The organism is Clostridium sp. TJA032, assembly GCF_058310275.1.
This window is the reverse complement of sequence record NZ_JBZEFB010000001.1, coordinates 456,553-474,635: the sequence shown is the minus strand read 5'-3', so window position 1 is coordinate 474,635 and position 18,083 is coordinate 456,553. Positions and strand designations below refer to the sequence as shown.

Sequence of the window (18,083 nt, the reverse complement as noted above, 5' to 3'; positions counted from 1 at the left end):
TATAATATCTATAGTTTTTAATAAACCTTATACACTCTTAATTGTTATATAAAATTATAGAGAGTCGTGGAATGTTCTACTTATAACTTCTAATTGTTGATTTCTAGTTAATCTATTGAAGTTAACAGCATAACCTGAAACTCTAATTGTTAATGTTGGATACTTTTCAGGGTGTTCCATAGCATCCATTAAAGTTTCTCTGTTAAACACATTAACATTTAAGTGATGTGCTCCTTGCTTAAAGTAACCATCCATAATAGCTACTAAGTTATTTATTCTAGATTCTTCCTCTTTCCCTAAAGCATCTGGAACTATAGAGAAAGTATTAGATACACCATCTTCACAAACTTCACAGTATGGAATTTTAGCAACTGAGTTTAAACTTGCTAAAGCACCACTATTATCTCTTCCATGCATTGGGTTAGCACCTGGTGCAAAAGCTTCTCCTGCTTTTCTTCCATCTGGAGTTGAGCCTGTTTTCTTACCATAAACTACATTTGAAGTAATAGTTAATATTGATAATGTATGCTTAGCTCCTCTATATAGCGGATGTTTTTTAAGTTCACTTGAGAACTTTTTAACTACTTCTACAGCTAAATCATCTGCTCTATCATCATCATTTCCATACTTAGGGAAATCTCCTTCTATTTCAAAATCTACAGCTATTCCATTTTCTCTTATTGGTTTAACCTTTGCAAATTTTACAGCACTTAAAGAATCAGTTACAACAGATAATCCTGCTACACCAAAGGCCATTAATCTTTTAACATGAGTGTCATGTAAAGCCATTTGTCCTGCTTCATAAGCGTACTTATCATGCATATAATGTATAACATTCATAGTATCTACATAAAGCTTAGCAACATATTCTAAAACTTTATCATAATTAGCTCTTAACTTATCATAATCTAAAAATTCATCTTTTATTGGCTCTAGTCCTTTTATAACTACCTTTCCTGACTTTTCATCAACTCCACCATTTATAGTGTATAGTAAAGCTTTAGCTAAGTTTGCTCTTGCACCGAAGTATTGCATTTGCTTACCAATTTGCATAGCAGATACGCAACATGCTATTGAATAATCATCACCATACATAGGTCTCATTAATTCATCATTTTCATATTGAATTGAATCTGTTTTAATTGATACCTCTGCACAGAACTTTTTAAAGCCTTCTGGTAATCTATCTGACCATAAAACAGTCATATTTGGTTCTGGAGCAGGTCCTAAATTAATTAAAGTTTGAAGATATCTAAAGGAGTTTTTAGTTACTAAAGGCTTTCCATTTACGCCCATTCCTCCAATTCCTTCAGTTACCCAAGTTGGATCTCCTGCAAATAAGTCATTATATTCAGGAGTTCTTAAATGTCTAACTAATCTTAATTTTATAATAAATTGGTCTATTAACTCTTGTGCTTCTTTTTCAGTTAATATTCCTAATTTTAAATCTCTTTCTATAAATATATCTAAGAAAGTAGAAGTTCTTCCTAAAGACATAGCTGCCCCATTATTTTCTTTAACTGCAGCTAAATATCCAAAATATAAAAATTGAACTGCTTCCTTTGCATTAGCTGCAGGCTTAGATATATCGAAACCGTATTTTAAAGCCATTGATTTCATAGCTTCTAAAGCTCTTATTTGTTCTGAAACATTTTCTCTTAACTGAATATATTCTTCAACAGAACCTTCACTTTCAAAGGAAATTTCTTTATAGTCTTTTCTCTTTTCTTCTATTAAATAATCTATACCATAAAGTGCAACTCTTCTATAGTCACCTATAATTCTTCCTCTACCATAAGCATCTGGAAGACCAGTTAAAAGACCTGCAGACCTTGCAGCTCTTGTTTCAGCTGAATATGCATCAAATACTCCTTGATTATGAGTTTTTCTATAAGCATTAAAATGATTTCTTATATCTTCATTTAACTCATATCCATATTCTTTTAATGAACTTTCAACCATTCTCATTCCACCAAAAGGATTAACTATTCTTTTAAGTGGTGCATCTGTTTGAAAACCTACAATAACCTCATTATCTTTATCTAGATATCCTGGCTCGTAGTTATCTATTCCTGATACTTTATCAGTAGCCACATCTATGATGCCTTTTTCAATTTCTTCTATAATTAATTTTTGAGCTTTTTCTAAAACTGCCTCTGTTCTTTCTGTTGCCCCTTGTAAGAAACTTTTATCACCTTCATATGCAGTATAATTTTTTTGAATGAAGTTTCTAACATCTATACCTTTTTGCCATACTCCTTCATTAAAGCCTTCCCATTGTTTAAACATACGGTCTACCCCCTATTTATTAATTGAAAATCTTTATCAATTTAAATTTAACACACTTAATCTTCCATGTAAAGTATTTGATAATCATTTTCAATACATTATAGGAATTTTTTTGTTAAATTGTTAATTTTTAAAGAGTTTCATAAAATAATCAATTAAATTATAAGGTATTTTTAAGAAAATATAAATAATAATTATTCAAAATTTTCATATACTTAATAAAATATAAATAAATTAATCATAATTTTACCAAAAAATATTTTAAATGTAATTTATGTATTTTTTTAATAATTAATTTAAAATAAAAAATATCACTAGAAAAATCTAGTGATATTTTTTTATTTTATAAATTTTCTAATTCTTCTCTTATAAAATCTACTAAGGATTTAACCTTAAATTTTCTTGAAGTAGCTATATCTTCTATTTTAAAGAAAAATATATCGCCATTTAATCTCATAAGTTCAATATCTGTTTCTTCATAAGCTTTTTTCACTAATCTTAAATCTTTTAACTCTTTATTCCACTCCTCTCTTCCTTCTACTTTATAACCTCTATCTAAATGTTCATAGCCAAAATCTTCTTTTATACTCCAATTTAATTTACATAAATCAAAATCGCTATCTATTAAAAATCTATATTCTTTATTTTGAATCTTTATATAATCATTGCAAAAGGTAATTCTTACTTCAGAAACCTCCTCATTTTCTAATCTATAAATAAGTTCTTTTCCCTTTAAATCCTTAAAAAAATTTAAATCCTCTGTTAAAAACTCATTTATTTTTTTAGTCTCCTTTTTAAAAAAATCTTCCTTTGCCTTATAAAATTTATCTCTAATTATTAGTAATTCTCTAACTGTCTTATCTATTTCTTTTCTACATTGTTCTATTTCTAGTTCCCTTATATTATTTTCTTTTAGTTTATTTAAATCCATAAATAACCCTCCCTTTATTAAACTGATTTAATATGGTAGTTTAGAATTTAATTAAATAATATAAGCTCATAACTAAATCTTCTTAACTAAAAGATAGTAAGATAAGAATTATAAATATAAAGCTTAAAAATTTAATTTTATGTTTTGCTTTTAAAACTTAAACTTTTAATTTTTATGGGTATAAATTCTTGAAACATAAATAACCACCCCACTAATACTTTATACTTTAATGTTAACAAATTATGTATATTATGTAAACCTTTAAATTAAACTTTATAAATATTAAGATTTATATCTTTTTTATTTATAAATAAATAAAAGCATCTATTATTAAGTAATAAATTAATAATAGATGCTTTCTTATTTTTTTACAATATTTATTTAGCTGTTATACTTTATAGTTTTTAACCTATACTGCCTCTTACTTTACCCATTCTTACTATCCACTCATTTAAGATTTTAAGTTCTTCTTTACTATTACGCATTACATTTTCTTCAAGTCCCATAAGATGCATAATTATTGGCTTAGTAGTTTTAAGTAAAGTATGATAAAATTCATTTTCGTTTATAAAATCATAATCTAATCCTAGATTTAATATTTCATTTACGTATTTCATATCTTCTTTATATTCTTGTCTAGCTTCTTCATCTATAATTTTTTTAGAAACTCCACCATTTGCAAATCTAGCAGCAAAAGCTAGGTCTTTTCTTAATATTGGATAAATTTCTAAAAGCTTATCTATTCCTTCTTGACCATACTTAGTCTTTATTTCATTTAAAGCTCTTCCCATACCCATAAGTTCTGGTGGCATTCCTAAAGTATACATAGCTCCTGTGAAAGAAATAGCTCTTGGAACTGCATATTCTTTTGTATTATCTATACTAAGTATTTCTGCTTTTAAAACTTCATCTTTAACTAAATTAGCTACATTATCTAAGTTTGCAACTTCTCTATTATATTCTAAGCCTGTTTTAGCTTTAGTTAATCTATCTCTGTTTTTAGGTATAAAATCAGAAACAAAAGAAACTGTATCTATTACCTTTAAGAAAGTTTTAAGATAATGCTTTGAGCAAATTCCTATAAACTCTTTCATTAAATCTCTATCTTCTTCACTAAAGTTTCTAGGTTTTGACTGTGATATTTTTGCTTTTAACTCTCTAACTGCTTCCTTAGTCGCTTCTTCGCCATGGTCATATCTTAATGCAGATTGGAATGTGAAAGTTTTAATTCCACTATATGTAGCAAGTATTTCATCTATATTTTCCTCTGAAAAATGTCCTCTAAATGGAAGAGAACCACATCCTAAAATTGGACTTATTGTTACGCCGTTCTTTTCTCCCCATTTATAAGCTCCATCAACTGCCATAAGAACTGATAAAACTCCTGAAATTAATCCATAAGACATTGCTGTGTCAGATCTTGCAATCATTATTCTAAGGTCTTTTAAAATATGCCCGTTACTTTTCTCTATTTCATAATGTTCGTCTAATATTTTATCTATATTTGCAAGGGCAGGAACATCTTCAACTAAAGGTATTATTCTAACACTATTTAAATCTAATTTAGTTTTGTAGTTCTTATTCCCCATATCAACTACAGAATTAACTCTATCTTGAAACTCTGAAATTTCTTTACCAGTTTCTATCATAGGAACAACCACTTCAGATATAGCAGGAACTCCTGTTAATTCCTTTGATTGAACATTTGTTTCAATTATAGACATTATACTCATAAGTTGTCTAAATACTGACTCTTTATTAGCATTAGGTATTCTAGGAGTTACTCTAACATCTTTTCCTGGAATTATTCCATTTGAAATTAATCCTAAAGCTATTTGTGATGTTTGATGATAAGGTGTTAACTTACCTTCAAAATCTATCATTACTTCCTCTATGCCTAAACCACCTTTTTCTTGTGGTGTTAATCCTTTTATTGCCTCTTCTGGCTCTTGTTGTATCGAAATATATGTTTCTACGTTATCCGGATGTTGTGTCATCATTGAACAAGGTATCTTCATCATAAGTCCCCCTTTTTAATTCTTCAAAATGAAATTCATAAGTTAATTATATTGCAACTTTTTATTAAAATCAAGTATTTATAAAATAAAAATGCAATTTTTTTAAAAAAGCACTTTCATTTTAAAAGTTGCAAGAAAACTTTCAATAAAAAAATAATAAACTTTAAAGCATATTTAATAACGAATTATTTTAAGCAAAATTTAAATTATAATTCGACTATATTTAAATTTTATCTTACTATTTGTCTTATTCCTAAATAGTATATATTAATTTATAAATTTTTATCCTTTATATAAAATATAATTTATATTAAGTTACCTTTTATATATTATATAAAACTTATAATAAAAAAAGATATGTCTTAAATAAGACATATCTTTTTTTATTATTCTACTATTTCTCCTATTAATGAGAAAGGTTGTGCTCTTAAAATTTTTACATTTACTAAATTACCAACTAAATTAGCATCTCCTGGGAAGTTTACTAATTTACCATTTCTAGTTCTTCCAGTTAATTTAGTTTCATCATTTTTACTTGGTCCTTCTACAAGAACTTCTACAACTTTACCTTCATATTCTTTATTTTTTAAGATAACTTTTTTATTTATAGCTTCAACTAATCTGTTAAATCTATCATGTTTTATATCATCTGGAATTTGATTTTCCATTTTATCAGCTGGTGTATGATTTCTTCTTGAATATATAAATGTAAATGCTGAATCATATCCAACTTCTTCACAAAGGCTTAAAGTATCTAAAAAGTCCTCTTCAGTTTCCCCTGGGAATCCAATTATTATATCAGTTGTTAAAGTAACATCTGGTATTTCAGCCTTAATTTTTTTAACTAAGTCTAAATAATATTCTCTATCATAGTGTCTATTCATTTCTTTTAATATTCTTGATGAACCACTTTGAACAGGAAGATGTACTTGTTCACAAAGTTTATCGCATTCTTTTATAGCCATTATAACATCATCACTTAAATCCTTAGGATGAGATGTCATAAATCTAACTCTCTCTAAACCTTCAACTTCATTAACTTTTCTTAAAAGACCTGCAAAATCTATGTCTTCTTCTAAGCCTTTTCCATATGAATTTACGTTTTGGCCTAATAAAGTTACTTCTTTATATCCCTTAGATACTAAGTCTTCTATTTCCTTTATGATATCTTCAGATTTTCTACTTCTTTCTCTTCCTCTAACATAAGGAACTATGCAGTATGTACAGAAGTTGTTACATCCATACATGATAGTAACAAAAGCTTTAACATCACTTTTTCTATCTATAGGTAATCCTTCCACAATACCTTCTTCTTTGTTTAGTATCTCCTTAACTTGAACTCCCTCTTGAAGAACTCTATTTAAGTACTCAGGAAATTTGTGAGCGTTATGTGTTCCAAATATTATGTCAACGTAAGGGAAAGTTTTTAAGACTTTGTCTGCCATACCTACTTGTTGCATCATACATCCACAAATTGCTATTACTAAATTAGGATTTTTCTTTTTTAATTGTTTAAGTTGTCCAAGATTACCAAAAACCTTGTTTTCAGCATTTTCTCTTACACAACATGTATTAAAGATTATGATAGAAGCTTCATCTTTATTTTCAGTTCTTTCATATCCTTGAGATTTTAACATCCCTGATAGTTTTTCTGAATCTTCTTCATTCATCTGACATCCGTATGTAGAAATACAGAAAAGTTTTTTATCAATGTTATTTTCTAATGTCATTTCATTTCCTCCAATTTAAATTCTTATCTGTTGTATTATAGCATAAAATTTATTTTTATTAAAAGATAGATTTTTTAAATCTTGTTATATAAACTTAAAAGATTAACTTTCTTTAAATTTTGTAATAAAAAAATAAAAAGTCTTAAAAATAAGACTTTTATATGTAAAAATTATTTTTTAAATATCATAGGTTACAATATTACCTTCTTTTAAGTTTTCTAAAGAAAATTCTCTTGTATCTACAGTATTAAAAGTACGTAAATATAATTTACCTAAATTTTGGTCATATGCACACATATAACTTGAAAAATCTGAATAATTTTTATTTTCACAAAAACGTTCAACATCTTTAGGAACCCAAACAGAATTTAAAATACTAAAAACCCTTGCTGGTGCTTCCTTATCAGTAATTTCTCCTATAAGATTTCTTAAATAAGCTACACGCACAAATCTTGATGGGGAAGTATAATCTCCTGGTAAACCTAACATTCCTGAACCGTTTGAAATAGGAGCTAGAAAAGTCTTATTATTTAGCTTATCTCCTTCACTATTAACACCTTGAACTTCAATGTAATTTGATAAATTAGTCATATGCCAATCAAAAGCTGGGTCATTAGCAAGAACTCCTACATTGTTATCAGAAACAGTAAAATGACCATTATTTGTTGGTTCTAATACAACTGAATTTCCAATTTTATCTGTAAAGGTATAATGAGCAGTAATAGGATTTCCTTTTCCAAGGTCTCCTAAGGAAGGAATATCATCAGAAGTTACTACAACCTTATTTATATTTTCCTTTATCTCCTTAACACTTTCAAAATTACTTAAAATCCAAGTAACTATTTCACCACTATTAATAGGTATAAGCCCTTCTTTTTCTATATTCTCTTTTTTATCCCATGTACATCTTTTAAAAAATAAAAGTCCTCCAGCTAAGCCTTTTTCATTAACTCCATCAAAAAATAATGTAGAACCTGATAAATTTATTCCTAAAAAAGCATATTTAGTTTTCCAAGGAGTACTTTCAGTTTCTAAAGTGAAATTTTTAGGAACAATTGTTACCTTAGAATTAACCTCAAAAGGATTAAAGGGTGCATCTAAAGTTCTTCCCCAATAAAAATTATTATTAACACTTGAAATATTTATGTGAGTACACATTTTAATCATCTCCTAAAAATAATATTAAATTTATATTTTTAGAATATATATCCAAAGATTTATTGTCAATTTATCCTAAATTTACACATCTCTATTAAAATTTAAGATTTTTTTAACTTCTCTTAGAAAAGTACTAATTATCTAAAAAACTTTTTATTAATAATATATCATTTTTTTATTTTTATAAATTTAAAGTGCTTTAAATAAATATTATTAAATTTATAAAATAATTTATTTTAAGTCTTTATGTCTTTATTATTTAATATATTCATATCCTTTTAATTTTTTATTCAATTTATGATATAATCTTATAAAAAGGAGGGGTTTTATGTACTTTCATGAATTATATGATTATAACAACTTTGGAATTATAGTTGCTTTCATATTATATTTAATAAGAATTTATCCAAGTTATGTAATGGCAAAGAGAGCTAATTTGAAAAATTCTTGGTTAATGTTTATACCTGTACTTGGAGAATTTCAAATGCTACATTTAGCTGGATTATCTTATTTATGGGGAATACTTTACTTAATTCCTGGAATAAACTTTATTTTTTGTTTTATAGTTTTTTATAAGATTCTTAGAAATTTTGGCTTTGGTATTTTAATGACAATTTTAGGAATTATATTTTCCTTTATTGCCTTTTTAACTTTCTGGTACATAGTTTTAACAAACAGAAGATTTGTAGGAAATATTCCTTATGAGTATCAAGATTATTAATCTTTAATAAATAAAAAAACCTTTGGCAATGCCAAAGGTTATTTTATTATTTCAAATATATAATTTTTAAAATCTTCAAAAGACATTTTTTCAATTGAAGCTCCCTTATTAATTTTTCCAGTTGCAAAATCATAAGAAGCTGAACCATAGTTAAAAGCAGGACTAGAAACTATAAAATTACTTCCTGGAGTTCTATAAGTAACTTTACATTTTAATATATCTTCGCAAAAGTTTAATATATCTAAATAATCATCTAAATGTTTTTCAGAAAGCATTTTTACTATAAAAGAAAATAATTGATATCCCCCTAATAAAGGTTGCATTTTTCCACCATGCATATTAAATATCTTATCTGTACTGTAAAAATACTTCATATCTTTATAAGTTAAAGTTTTAAATTCACTATTTATTTCTAAATCTTCTAAATTTAATCCTTTTAAATCTTCCTCTATATTTTCCCACTTAATAGACTTTGGTGTTGCATTATTATGTACTGTTTGAGTAAATTTTTCTAAAGCATTATCCATGTATTTATTAACTGAAACAACTTCATTATTTATATAAACAGTAAACTCTCCATTTTCATATACTAAGCTAATTTTATTTTCCATAAAAAAGCACCTCATTCTTTAATTGATAATAATTATTATATAATAATAAAATAAATTTGTCTATATAAAATATTTCATCTCCTTTAATAAGATTACAAAAAATTGATAATACTATTTAAAAAGGAGGTGAAATTTTATGTACGATTTAAAAGAGGTAGAAAAAAATAATAATACTGAAGAAGGTTCAAGCTTAGAATTAAGCGATAGAGCTTACTATAGCAATCACTTAACAGATAGTGTATTTAAAACAAAGGTTTCCTATGTTCCAACAGATACACTTTTATAAAAAAATAAAACTTACCAATCTTTTTAAGAAGATTAAATCAATCATTTTAAAATAGATTAGTAAGTTTTATTTTTAGTTTATCCTAATAGTTCAAATATGTTCGTTCTTGAATACTCCTTAAATCCTAACTTTTTATAAAGATTTAAAGCTTTTAAGTTGTCCTCTTTAACTTTAATGTAAATTTCTTGTAATCCCTTTATTTTAGCTTGATTTAATATGTGTATAAGTAAGGCTTCCCCATAACCTTTGCCTCTAAATTCCTCTAAAATTCCAAAGTTTGCAATAGTATATTTATTTTTTAAAAGTAATACCTGACCATAGCCTATTATATTACTATCTTTTAATTCAAAAAAAGCTAAATCTTTTAAAAAAGCCTTTCTATTACACTCATATACAATATCTCTAGTTTTCAAAGGAATTCTATTTTCTTCATGGAAAATTTCATTTTGAATCTTACATCTAACCTCTTCATCTTGCCCTTTAATAAAGGGAGCAAACTCAAAATTTTCTTCATTATATTTATTAAAATCACAAATATTCATTTTTAACATTATATTAGAAGACCTCTTTTCAAACCCATAATTTTTCAAAGCGAATTCCTCATTTTCCTCTAATGTTTCATATATATATTTTTTTATATTAAAGTCAGAAAATACTTCTTTATCTTCAATACAATTTCTATCATTATCAATATTGATAATTCTTTTTATATAGGCATTAAAATTTGACACATATTTTATTTCCCATAACATACAAACTTTATTCTTATAAGTTACCTTTAAAAAATAATTTAAATAAAGGCGACTTAAGGATAAATTTAAAGTTTTTGCATATTTAAAATAATCCCACAACTTAAATCTAACTATATTCATACTACTACTCCTAAACTATGTCATATATTATAAGTATAAAACAATTTCCAGTTTAATACCAGTAGTATAAAGTAATTATAAATAAATTGTAGGACTATATTTAAAATTAAAGTTCTTTAACCTTAGTAATTACTTCATTTATTATCCAATCAGGGGTAGAAGCCCCAGCAGCAATTCCTATAGTTTTAAGATTTTCATCCTTTAATAAATTTTCATCTAATTCCTTAACATTTTCTATATGATAAGTTTTAGGACATTCCTTTTTACATATTTCATATAGTTTAGTTGTGTTTGAACTATTTTTTCCACCTATAACAAAAACTAAATCTGCTTCTTGTGAAAGTTCTTGTACACTCTTTTGTCTAACATCAGTAGCAGAACAAATAGTATTAAATGCAACTATTTCCTTACTTTTATCAACTATTTCTTGTAAAACTTTATTCCATGTTGCCTTTTTCTCAGTAGTTTGAGAAACAACACAAACTTTAGGTGGAATATTTTCAAGCTCTTTCTTACCATTTGTTATTATAGCAGAATCATTACACCATCCATTTATGCCTATTACCTCAGGATGATTTTCATCTCCTATAATTATTATTTTATATCCTTTTTCATAACATTTCTTAACCTTTAATTGAATATTAGTTACATAAGGACAAGTAGCATTTTTAACTATTAATCCTTTTTCTGTTAAATCATTTATTACACTTTCTTTAACACCATGAGACCTTATAAGGACAACATCACCTTTTTGTAAGGAATCAGCCTCTGAAAGGTCAATTGCAAAAATATTATTATCCTCTAAATAAGTAACTACATCATTATTATGAATTAAAGGTCCTAAAGTATAAATTTTTTTATTAAATTCTTTTTGATATTTTATAGCTTCATCAACTGCTCTTTTTACTCCAAAACAAAATCCAGCGTTTTTAGCTAAAATTACATTTCTCTCCATATTATCTCTCCATATAGCTAGATATCTTTTCAACTACTCCCATTATATCTATTCCAGTAGTATCAATTTCAATAGCATCCTCTGCCTTTCTTAAAGGATCTACTTCTCTATTAGAATCTAGGTAATCTCTCTTTATTATATCTTGTAATATTTCATCATAGTTAACTTCTACGCCTTTTTCCATAAGTTCTTTATATCTTCTATCTGCTCTTTCTTCAGGACTTGCAGTTAAGAAAAATTTAAATGTAGCATCTTTTAATACAACTGTTCCAATATCTCTTCCATCCATTATTACGCTATATTTTAAAGCCATCTTTCTCATAAGATTAACTAATCTCTCTCTAACTTCCCTTATTGAAGCATAAGCTGAAACATTTTTACTTATATTAGGCATAGTTATTAATGAATTTATATTTTCACCATTTAATATAAGTTCATCATTTTCAAAGTGCATATCCATTCCATCTATCATAACTAATAATTTATCAACTTCTAAAGCTGAAATATTATTTTCTAAGGCCTTTAAAGTAACAGCTCTATACATAGAGCCTGTGTTTATATACATTAAATTAAATTTTTCTCCTATTATTTTAGCAATAGTACTCTTTCCAGCTCCTGCTGGACCATCAATAGCAACTGTAATTATTTCATTCATAACTTTTAAGTCCTTTCTCCTAAAAACATCTTTAAAATATATACTCTATTTTAGTTTACTACAAAGCTTATTATAAACTAATAAACCTTTTATTAACTTTATTAGATAATTATAAATTTAAATTGATTTTCCTGCTAAATATCCTGTTGATAAGGCTATTTGAACATTAAATCCTCCTGTAAAGGCATCTACATCTATAACTTCTCCAGCAAAATAAAGATTATTAATGATTTTTGATTGCATAGTTGAAGGGTCTATTTCTTTAGTTGAGACTCCCCCCGCTGTAACAATAGCTTCCTTTATATCTCTTAATCCTTTTACTTCTAAAGTTAAATTTTTTAATAAGTTTAATAATGTTTTTCTTTCCTCTTTAGTTATAGAGTTAACCTTTTTATTTTCATCTATATTAGATAATTCTATAATAATAGGTATAAGCTTCTTTGGTAAAAGTTCATCTAAAGAATTTTTAAAATCTTTATTTAAATTCTTTTTAAAATCCTTTTGAAGTCTTAAATCTAACTGCTTTTCTTCTAAAGCTGGTTTTAAATCTAAAGATATTTCAAACTTTTCTCCTTCTTTTATAAATCTGCTTCCACTTAAAACAAGAGGTCCTGATATTCCAAAATGAGTAAATAGCATTTCTCCCTGTCCACTATAAACTATTTTAGAATTTTTTTTATTTCTTATTTTAAGTTCTATATTTCTAAGAGAGAGCCCTTGTAATTTATGAGCCCATTCATCCTTTATTTCTATAGGGACTAAAGATGGCTTAGGTTCTATTATAGTGTGTCCCATCTTTTTAGCCAAATCAAAACCTATTCCTGTAGAACCAGTTAAAGGATATGATTTTCCTCCTGTTGTTATTATAAAATAGTCTCCTTTAATAATTGAACCATTCTCTAAAATAACAGCATCTATTTTATTATTATTAAAAATAACATCTTTAACTTTACTATGTAATCTTAGGTCTACTCCCTCTTCCTTTAATTTTTTTGATAAACCACTTATTATATCCGAAGATTTATCTGAATTTGGGAATACTCTAGACCCTCTCTCTACTTTTAACTTAACTCCAGCATTTTCAAAAAAATTCATTACATCAATATTTGTGTATGTATATAATGCACTATATAAAAAGTGTGGATTTCCTGGTATAAAATCAAAAAATTCACTTATATCCCTAGCATTTGTTACATTACATCTTCCTTTACCTGTAATAAATAGTTTTTTTCCTATTCTCTCGTTTCCTTCTAAAAGGATAACATCATGATTTTCTGCTGCAGATATGGCTGCCATCATTCCAGCTGGACCAGCACCTATAACTATTACTTTAGCCAATTTATCAGCTCCTTAATTTAATTGAATCAAACTAATAATAAACTTTATTAAATACATTTGTCAACAAAGGTATAAGTAAAGATAAATATAAAATTTTAGTGTTTACAAGAAGAATAAGTTAAGTATTTACAATTTAACTAGATTTTTATTTTTAAAAATTTTATAATTTAATTAAGAGTTTATTAAGAAAGAAGATGTAGTTAATGAATTTCATAATTGGAAATCCTGCTTTAGGATTATTAGTATTAATAATAATATTTTTAAGTGTCTTTTTAGTATCAATTTTTATGTTATATAGTTTAAATAAGCCTAAATTTAAATTATTAATAAAATGGTTATTTAATATAGAATAAATTATAAGAGATATGATTATAAAGCTAATTTCTTATGTTTATATAACTATAGAAACTTGTTATGTCCTTGATTTTTTATGTGATTTATAAAATTTAAGCTATACAAGAATATAACTTTATAATTTAAATTATTTAATAAAATTTATATCCTTTGTATAGCTTTTTGTTATGGTTCTATATTATTTTTATTATATGAATATACATTATAATCTTTCCATATTTTCTCTAGTTCACTAAAGGTTGATGTTATTTTTTCTTTCTCTCTTATACCAACTGCTATTATTAAAGCATTTATTACACTTAAAGGTGCTACTAAGGAATCTACAAATGAAGCCATATTACTCTGGGCTATAAGTGTATGGTCAGATTGAGATGCTAAAGGAGAAATTAAACTATCTGTAATAGAGACTATCTTAGCATTTCTTGTTTTAGCAAACTCTAAGGCATCTATTGTTTTTAGTGCATAACGAGGAAATCCTATTCCTATTACTAAATCTCCTTCTCCTAAATTAAGCATTTGTTCAAAGGTATCACTTATACCATTTGAAACAACTCTTACATTATCTAATATTAGATTTAAGTAAAAGCCTAAAAATTCTGCAAGGGCAGTAGAACTTCTAAGTCCTATTATATATATTCTTTTAGCTTTGAATATTTCATTTACAACTTCATCAAAGGTCTTATGATTTATTTTTTCTAAGGTTGCTCTTATATTTTCTATATCAGCCTTTAAAACACCCTTTAGAGCATTTTCTTCACTTATAAAGTCATTTGATAACTCTAATCTTTGAACAGAAGTTAACTTGTTTTTTATTAATTCCTGAAGTGCTTTTTGCAACTTTGGATATCCTGAAAATCCAAGCTCTGTGGCAAATCTAACAACTGTAGATTCACTAACACCAACATTATTTCCTAATTTAGCTGCTGTCATAAATGCAGCCTTATCATAATTTTTTAATATATATTCAGCTATAAGCTTTTGTCCTTTACTAAGCTTTGGAAACTTAACTTGAATTAATCTCATTAAATCTTGACTTTCCATTTTAAAAATCCTCTCTATAATTACTTAAATCTTATTTAAATTTCTTTTCAATAACAACTAAGGAAGGAGCACTTTTAGCTCTATTTATAAATTCACTATGTAAAACTCCATATTTGTTCTTAGGTAATTTACTTGTAAATTTAATAACTTCCTCTTTTTCTATCTTTCCTTCCTCATGTCCACTATAAAGGGCTATTATCATTATTCCATTATCACCTAATAAATCCAATCCTACTTCTATGCTTTTTAAGGTGCTATGTGAAACCGTAGTTATCTCCTTATTATTTCCAGGAAGATAGCCTAAATTGTAAACTATACAATTTACCTCTTCTTTTATATAATCTTTAAAATTCTCATGAGAATCTAAAATAACTTCAACATTTTCTTTATTTTTTAATTTATATGAATTTATTGCCTCTTCTTGTATATCAAAGGCATAAACTTTTTTAAAAATCTCACTTAAAAAATCACAATCATGGCCATTTCCTAAGGTAGCATCTATTGCTACACTTTTATTTTCTACGAAAGAATTTATTATATTATGATATATATTACTTACATCAGATACATATTTAAACATAATTATTATAGAGATTTTATATAATTCACCTCTGAATCACTTAAGTATCTCCATTCTCCTTTCTCTAAATTCTTTAAGGTTAATTCTCCGATGGCCTCTCTTTTTAAAGAAACTACCTCATGATTAAAACTTGAACACATTCTTCTTATTTGTCTATTTTTACCCTCATGAATAATTATCTTTACTTTACAGCTATTTGCATATTTTTCTAATAATTCTATTTCACACTCTGCTGTTTTATAATCTCCAATATCTACACCTTTTTTGAATTTATTCATTTCTTCCTCTGTAAAAATTCCTTTTACTAAAGCAATATATTCTTTATTTAAATTAACTCTTGGGTGTATTATTTTATTATAAATTTCTCCATCATTAGTTAATAAAAGTAACCCTGAACTATCGTAATCAAGTCTCCCTATAGGATATATTCTTTCATTAACTTTTACAATATCTAAAATAGTTTTTCTATTTTTTTCATCTTTGTTTGTTGTAACATACCCTTCAGGTTTGTTTAACATTATATAAAGCTTATTTTCCTCAGGGCTTATTACCTTATTATTAACCTTTACTATATCTATCTCTGGATTAATCTTACTTCCAAGAGAATCTATAATAACATCATTAACCTTTACTTTTCCACTGCAAATTATTTCTTCACACTTTCTTCTTGATGCTACTCCACACCTTGCCATGTATTTTTGCAATCTTTCTTCCATTTTTCACACTCCATATGATAGTTTCTATTAATAATTTTAAATAACTATAATATAAAATGCAATATTTATTTAGAATAATTGCATTTTTTCTGAAAAAAACTTGAAAATTTATATATAAATTAATAAATTTGATAGATTATAATTCATATTAAATAATAATTGCTCAATATTGAAGAATTCTTACTGTTTTGCTATACTTTTTAAAGAGGTGATAAAATGGAAAAACTTTTATTCGGAATTTCTGGTTTACCCCTAGGTGAAGAAGGTCAAAAATTCAACTATGCAACAGGAATTGAATATTTAAAAAAAATTGGATTAGATGCAATGGAACTTCCCTTTGTAAGATCTGTTAACGTTACAGCTAAAAATAGAGATAAAATAATAGAAGCTAAAGAAAAAAATGATTTTTATCTTTCAGCTCACGGTTCTTATTTTATAAATTTAAATGCTGAAGAAGAGGAAAAAAAAGAAAAATCTATTGAAAGAATTCTAAAGGGAGCTGAAGCACTAAAAAGTGTCGGAGGTAGAAGCTTAGTATTTCATCCTGGCTTTTATTTAAAAGCCTCAAAGGAAGATACTTTAGAAGAAATAAAAAGAAATTTAAAAAAACTTCCCTATGAAGGAGTAGATTATAGATTAGAAACTACAGGAAAAGGAACACAATTTGGAAATTTAGAAGAACTAGTCAATATATGCAAAGAAGTTCCAAGTTGTAAATTATGCATTGATTTTTCTCACCTTCATGCTAGAGGAATTGGTGCCTTAAAAGAATATAAAGATTTTGCAGAGATTTTAGAATATGTAAAAAATAATTTAGGAGAAGAAGCTTTAGAAGATTTACATATTCATATGTCTGGAATACATTATACAGCTAAAGGTGAAAGAAATCACTTGCCCTTTTTAGAAAGTGATTTTAACTTTGTTGAATGTCTAAGAGCACTTAAGGATTATAAAGTAAAAGGATGTATAATATGCGAAAGCCCACTTTTAGAAAAAGATGCCCTTTTACTAAAAGAAACTTATGAAAAATTATAAGATAGGAAAAATTCCTATCTTATAATTTAATATTTATTTAAAACCAATTTCCTCCACAACCATCAAATCCTCCACTTAATAGTAGAAGCCATAGTAATGGAAAGCTATTATAATTTCCAAAGCCACAATTATTTAAATTCCCATAATTACAACATCTATTATAATTATTATAACTATTACAATTATTTCTATAATTATAAGGGTAATAATTTCCTTGGCAATAATTACAAGAATTATAGCTACAGCATTTTCTTGACATAATATACACCTCGTTTCTTCTGTATAGTACAGTATATTCAACAAATAATAATTTGTTAATTACTTTTTATAATAAATTGAGTTATACTTATAATATAAAATGTAATTAGGAGGTGATGTTTTTTTGGACAAAAGAACCCGTATGGTTGCACCAAGAAATATTATAAATGCAAAACAATTGTATTCTTTCTATGTATTAAAGGAACTTTCAAAAGGAAATGAAATTTTTGGAAACAAAGTCTTAGAAGCTTTTAGAGATGAGTTCTCTAGTGCTCCCCTTCCCTTTCCAGTATCATCTAGCACCATATATGATACCCTTTACGATTTAGAACAAAAGGGGCTAGTTACAAGTTATTGGATTGGTGATGACTTTATAAATAAAAGAACTAAAAAAATGTATAGAATAACAGATGAAGGTAAAGAATACTACAGACTTCATGTTGCTAATTATGTAGATGCTTTAAGAAAAAATAAGTCTATAATAGATATATTAATTAAAATGCTTACAAAATAAGCTTTTAATAAAAAACACATG

19 protein-coding genes are annotated in these 18,083 nt (G+C 26.2%); 5 read left to right on the top strand and 14 right to left on the bottom strand.

What is annotated here, in order from left to right; genetic code table 11:
• Nucleotides 1-54 precede the first annotated feature (54 nt).
• The 5 genes from pflB to AC4FRL_RS02155 form a co-directional block, all read right to left on the bottom strand.
• Nucleotides 55-2,289: a formate C-acetyltransferase gene (gene pflB, locus AC4FRL_RS02175; protein WP_491138410.1), complete on the bottom strand. Its 2,235-nt coding sequence runs from the start codon at nucleotides 2,287-2,289 to the stop codon at nucleotides 55-57.
• Nucleotides 2,290-2,632: 343 nt separating this feature from the next.
• A complete protein-coding gene (locus AC4FRL_RS02170) occupies nucleotides 2,633-3,220 on the bottom strand; it encodes a hypothetical protein (RefSeq protein WP_491138409.1) in 588 nt (195 codons plus the stop codon).
• Between the two features lie 404 nt (nucleotides 3,221-3,624).
• A complete protein-coding gene (gene ppcA, locus AC4FRL_RS02165) occupies nucleotides 3,625-5,238 on the bottom strand; it encodes a phosphoenolpyruvate carboxylase (RefSeq protein WP_491139515.1) in 1,614 nt (537 codons plus the stop codon).
• Between the two features lie 386 nt (nucleotides 5,239-5,624).
• The gene (gene miaB / locus AC4FRL_RS02160; protein ID WP_491138408.1) at nucleotides 5,625-6,968 is read right to left on the bottom strand and encodes a tRNA (N6-isopentenyl adenosine(37)-C2)-methylthiotransferase MiaB; all 1,344 of its coding nucleotides are present in this window, start codon (nucleotides 6,966-6,968) and stop codon (nucleotides 5,625-5,627) included.
• 177 nt (nucleotides 6,969-7,145) lie between these two features.
• Nucleotides 7,146-8,126 carry a linear amide C-N hydrolase gene (locus AC4FRL_RS02155; protein WP_491138406.1) on the bottom strand — a complete coding sequence of 327 codons (981 nt, stop codon included), beginning with the start codon at nucleotides 8,124-8,126 and terminating at the stop codon, nucleotides 7,146-7,148.
• A gap of 328 nt (nucleotides 8,127-8,454) precedes the next feature.
• Here AC4FRL_RS02155 and AC4FRL_RS02150 point away from each other — a divergent pair, with 328 nt between their 5' ends.
• The gene (locus AC4FRL_RS02150; RefSeq protein ID WP_491138405.1) at nucleotides 8,455-8,847 is read left to right on the top strand and encodes a DUF5684 domain-containing protein; all 393 of its coding nucleotides are present in this window, start codon (nucleotides 8,455-8,457) and stop codon (nucleotides 8,845-8,847) included.
• 38 nt (nucleotides 8,848-8,885) lie between these two features.
• Here the strand turns inward: AC4FRL_RS02150 and AC4FRL_RS02145 are convergent, their stop codons facing one another.
• Complete coding sequence (locus AC4FRL_RS02145; protein WP_491138403.1) at nucleotides 8,886-9,458, bottom strand: hypothetical protein; 573 nt, start codon at nucleotides 9,456-9,458, stop codon at nucleotides 8,886-8,888.
• Nucleotides 9,459-9,594: 136 nt separating this feature from the next.
• Between AC4FRL_RS02145 and AC4FRL_RS02140 the strand changes: the two genes are divergently transcribed.
• Entirely contained in the window at nucleotides 9,595-9,744 is a 150-nt protein-coding gene (locus AC4FRL_RS02140) for a hypothetical protein (RefSeq protein ID WP_491138402.1), read from the top strand.
• A 77-nt stretch (nucleotides 9,745-9,821) separates the two neighbouring features.
• On the opposite strand, the gene AC4FRL_RS02135 is transcribed toward AC4FRL_RS02140, so the two are convergent.
• From AC4FRL_RS02135 to AC4FRL_RS02120, 4 genes are all read right to left on the bottom strand, one after another.
• Nucleotides 9,822-10,616: a GNAT family N-acetyltransferase gene (locus AC4FRL_RS02135; protein WP_491138401.1), complete on the bottom strand. Its 795-nt coding sequence runs from the start codon at nucleotides 10,614-10,616 to the stop codon at nucleotides 9,822-9,824.
• 106 nt (nucleotides 10,617-10,722) lie between these two features.
• Nucleotides 10,723-11,571 (bottom strand): 4-hydroxy-3-methylbut-2-enyl diphosphate reductase, encoded by an 849-nt coding sequence (locus tag AC4FRL_RS02130; protein WP_491138400.1) that lies wholly within the window; start codon nucleotides 11,569-11,571, stop codon nucleotides 10,723-10,725.
• Nucleotide 11,572: 1 nt separating this feature from the next.
• Nucleotides 11,573-12,226, bottom strand: a complete 654-nt coding sequence (cmk, locus tag AC4FRL_RS02125) for a (d)CMP kinase (protein WP_491138399.1) — start codon at nucleotides 12,224-12,226, stop codon at nucleotides 11,573-11,575.
• Nucleotides 12,227-12,343: 117 nt separating this feature from the next.
• Entirely contained in the window at nucleotides 12,344-13,564 is a 1,221-nt protein-coding gene (locus tag AC4FRL_RS02120; protein WP_491138397.1) for a BaiN/RdsA family NAD(P)/FAD-dependent oxidoreductase, read from the bottom strand.
• Between the two features lie 203 nt (nucleotides 13,565-13,767).
• On the opposite strand from AC4FRL_RS02120, the gene AC4FRL_RS02115 reads away from it, so the two are divergent.
• Complete coding sequence (locus AC4FRL_RS02115) at nucleotides 13,768-13,917, top strand: hypothetical protein (protein WP_491138396.1); 150 nt, start codon at nucleotides 13,768-13,770, stop codon at nucleotides 13,915-13,917.
• 166 nt (nucleotides 13,918-14,083) lie between these two features.
• Here the strand turns inward: AC4FRL_RS02115 and AC4FRL_RS02110 are convergent, their stop codons facing one another.
• Genes AC4FRL_RS02110 through AC4FRL_RS02100 form a run of 3 tightly spaced genes read right to left on the bottom strand, consistent with a single transcriptional unit; the run spans nucleotide 14,084 to nucleotide 16,255 of the window.
• Nucleotides 14,084-14,959, bottom strand: coding sequence for a MurR/RpiR family transcriptional regulator (locus AC4FRL_RS02110; RefSeq protein WP_096515963.1), 876 nt, complete (start codon nucleotides 14,957-14,959; stop codon nucleotides 14,084-14,086).
• Between the two features lie 31 nt (nucleotides 14,960-14,990).
• Nucleotides 14,991-15,539 (bottom strand): tRNA 5-(aminomethyl)-2-thiouridylate-methyltransferase MnmM, encoded by a 549-nt coding sequence (gene mnmM, locus AC4FRL_RS02105; RefSeq protein ID WP_491138395.1) that lies wholly within the window; start codon nucleotides 15,537-15,539, stop codon nucleotides 14,991-14,993.
• Nucleotides 15,540-15,544: 5 nt separating this feature from the next.
• Entirely contained in the window at nucleotides 15,545-16,255 is a 711-nt protein-coding gene (locus AC4FRL_RS02100) for a pseudouridine synthase (RefSeq protein WP_491138394.1), read from the bottom strand.
• A 216-nt stretch (nucleotides 16,256-16,471) separates the two neighbouring features.
• Here AC4FRL_RS02100 and AC4FRL_RS02095 point away from each other — a divergent pair, with 216 nt between their 5' ends.
• Nucleotides 16,472-17,290: a TIM barrel protein gene (locus AC4FRL_RS02095; protein WP_491138393.1), complete on the top strand. Its 819-nt coding sequence runs from the start codon at nucleotides 16,472-16,474 to the stop codon at nucleotides 17,288-17,290.
• 37 nt (nucleotides 17,291-17,327) lie between these two features.
• On the opposite strand, the gene AC4FRL_RS02090 is transcribed toward AC4FRL_RS02095, so the two are convergent.
• Nucleotides 17,328-17,549 (bottom strand): hypothetical protein, encoded by a 222-nt coding sequence (locus AC4FRL_RS02090; RefSeq protein WP_491138391.1) that lies wholly within the window; start codon nucleotides 17,547-17,549, stop codon nucleotides 17,328-17,330.
• 123 nt (nucleotides 17,550-17,672) lie between these two features.
• On the opposite strand from AC4FRL_RS02090, the gene AC4FRL_RS02085 reads away from it, so the two are divergent.
• Nucleotides 17,673-18,062, top strand: coding sequence for a PadR family transcriptional regulator (locus AC4FRL_RS02085; RefSeq protein ID WP_491138390.1), 390 nt, complete (start codon nucleotides 17,673-17,675; stop codon nucleotides 18,060-18,062).
• The last annotated feature ends 21 nt before the right edge of the window (nucleotides 18,063-18,083 follow it).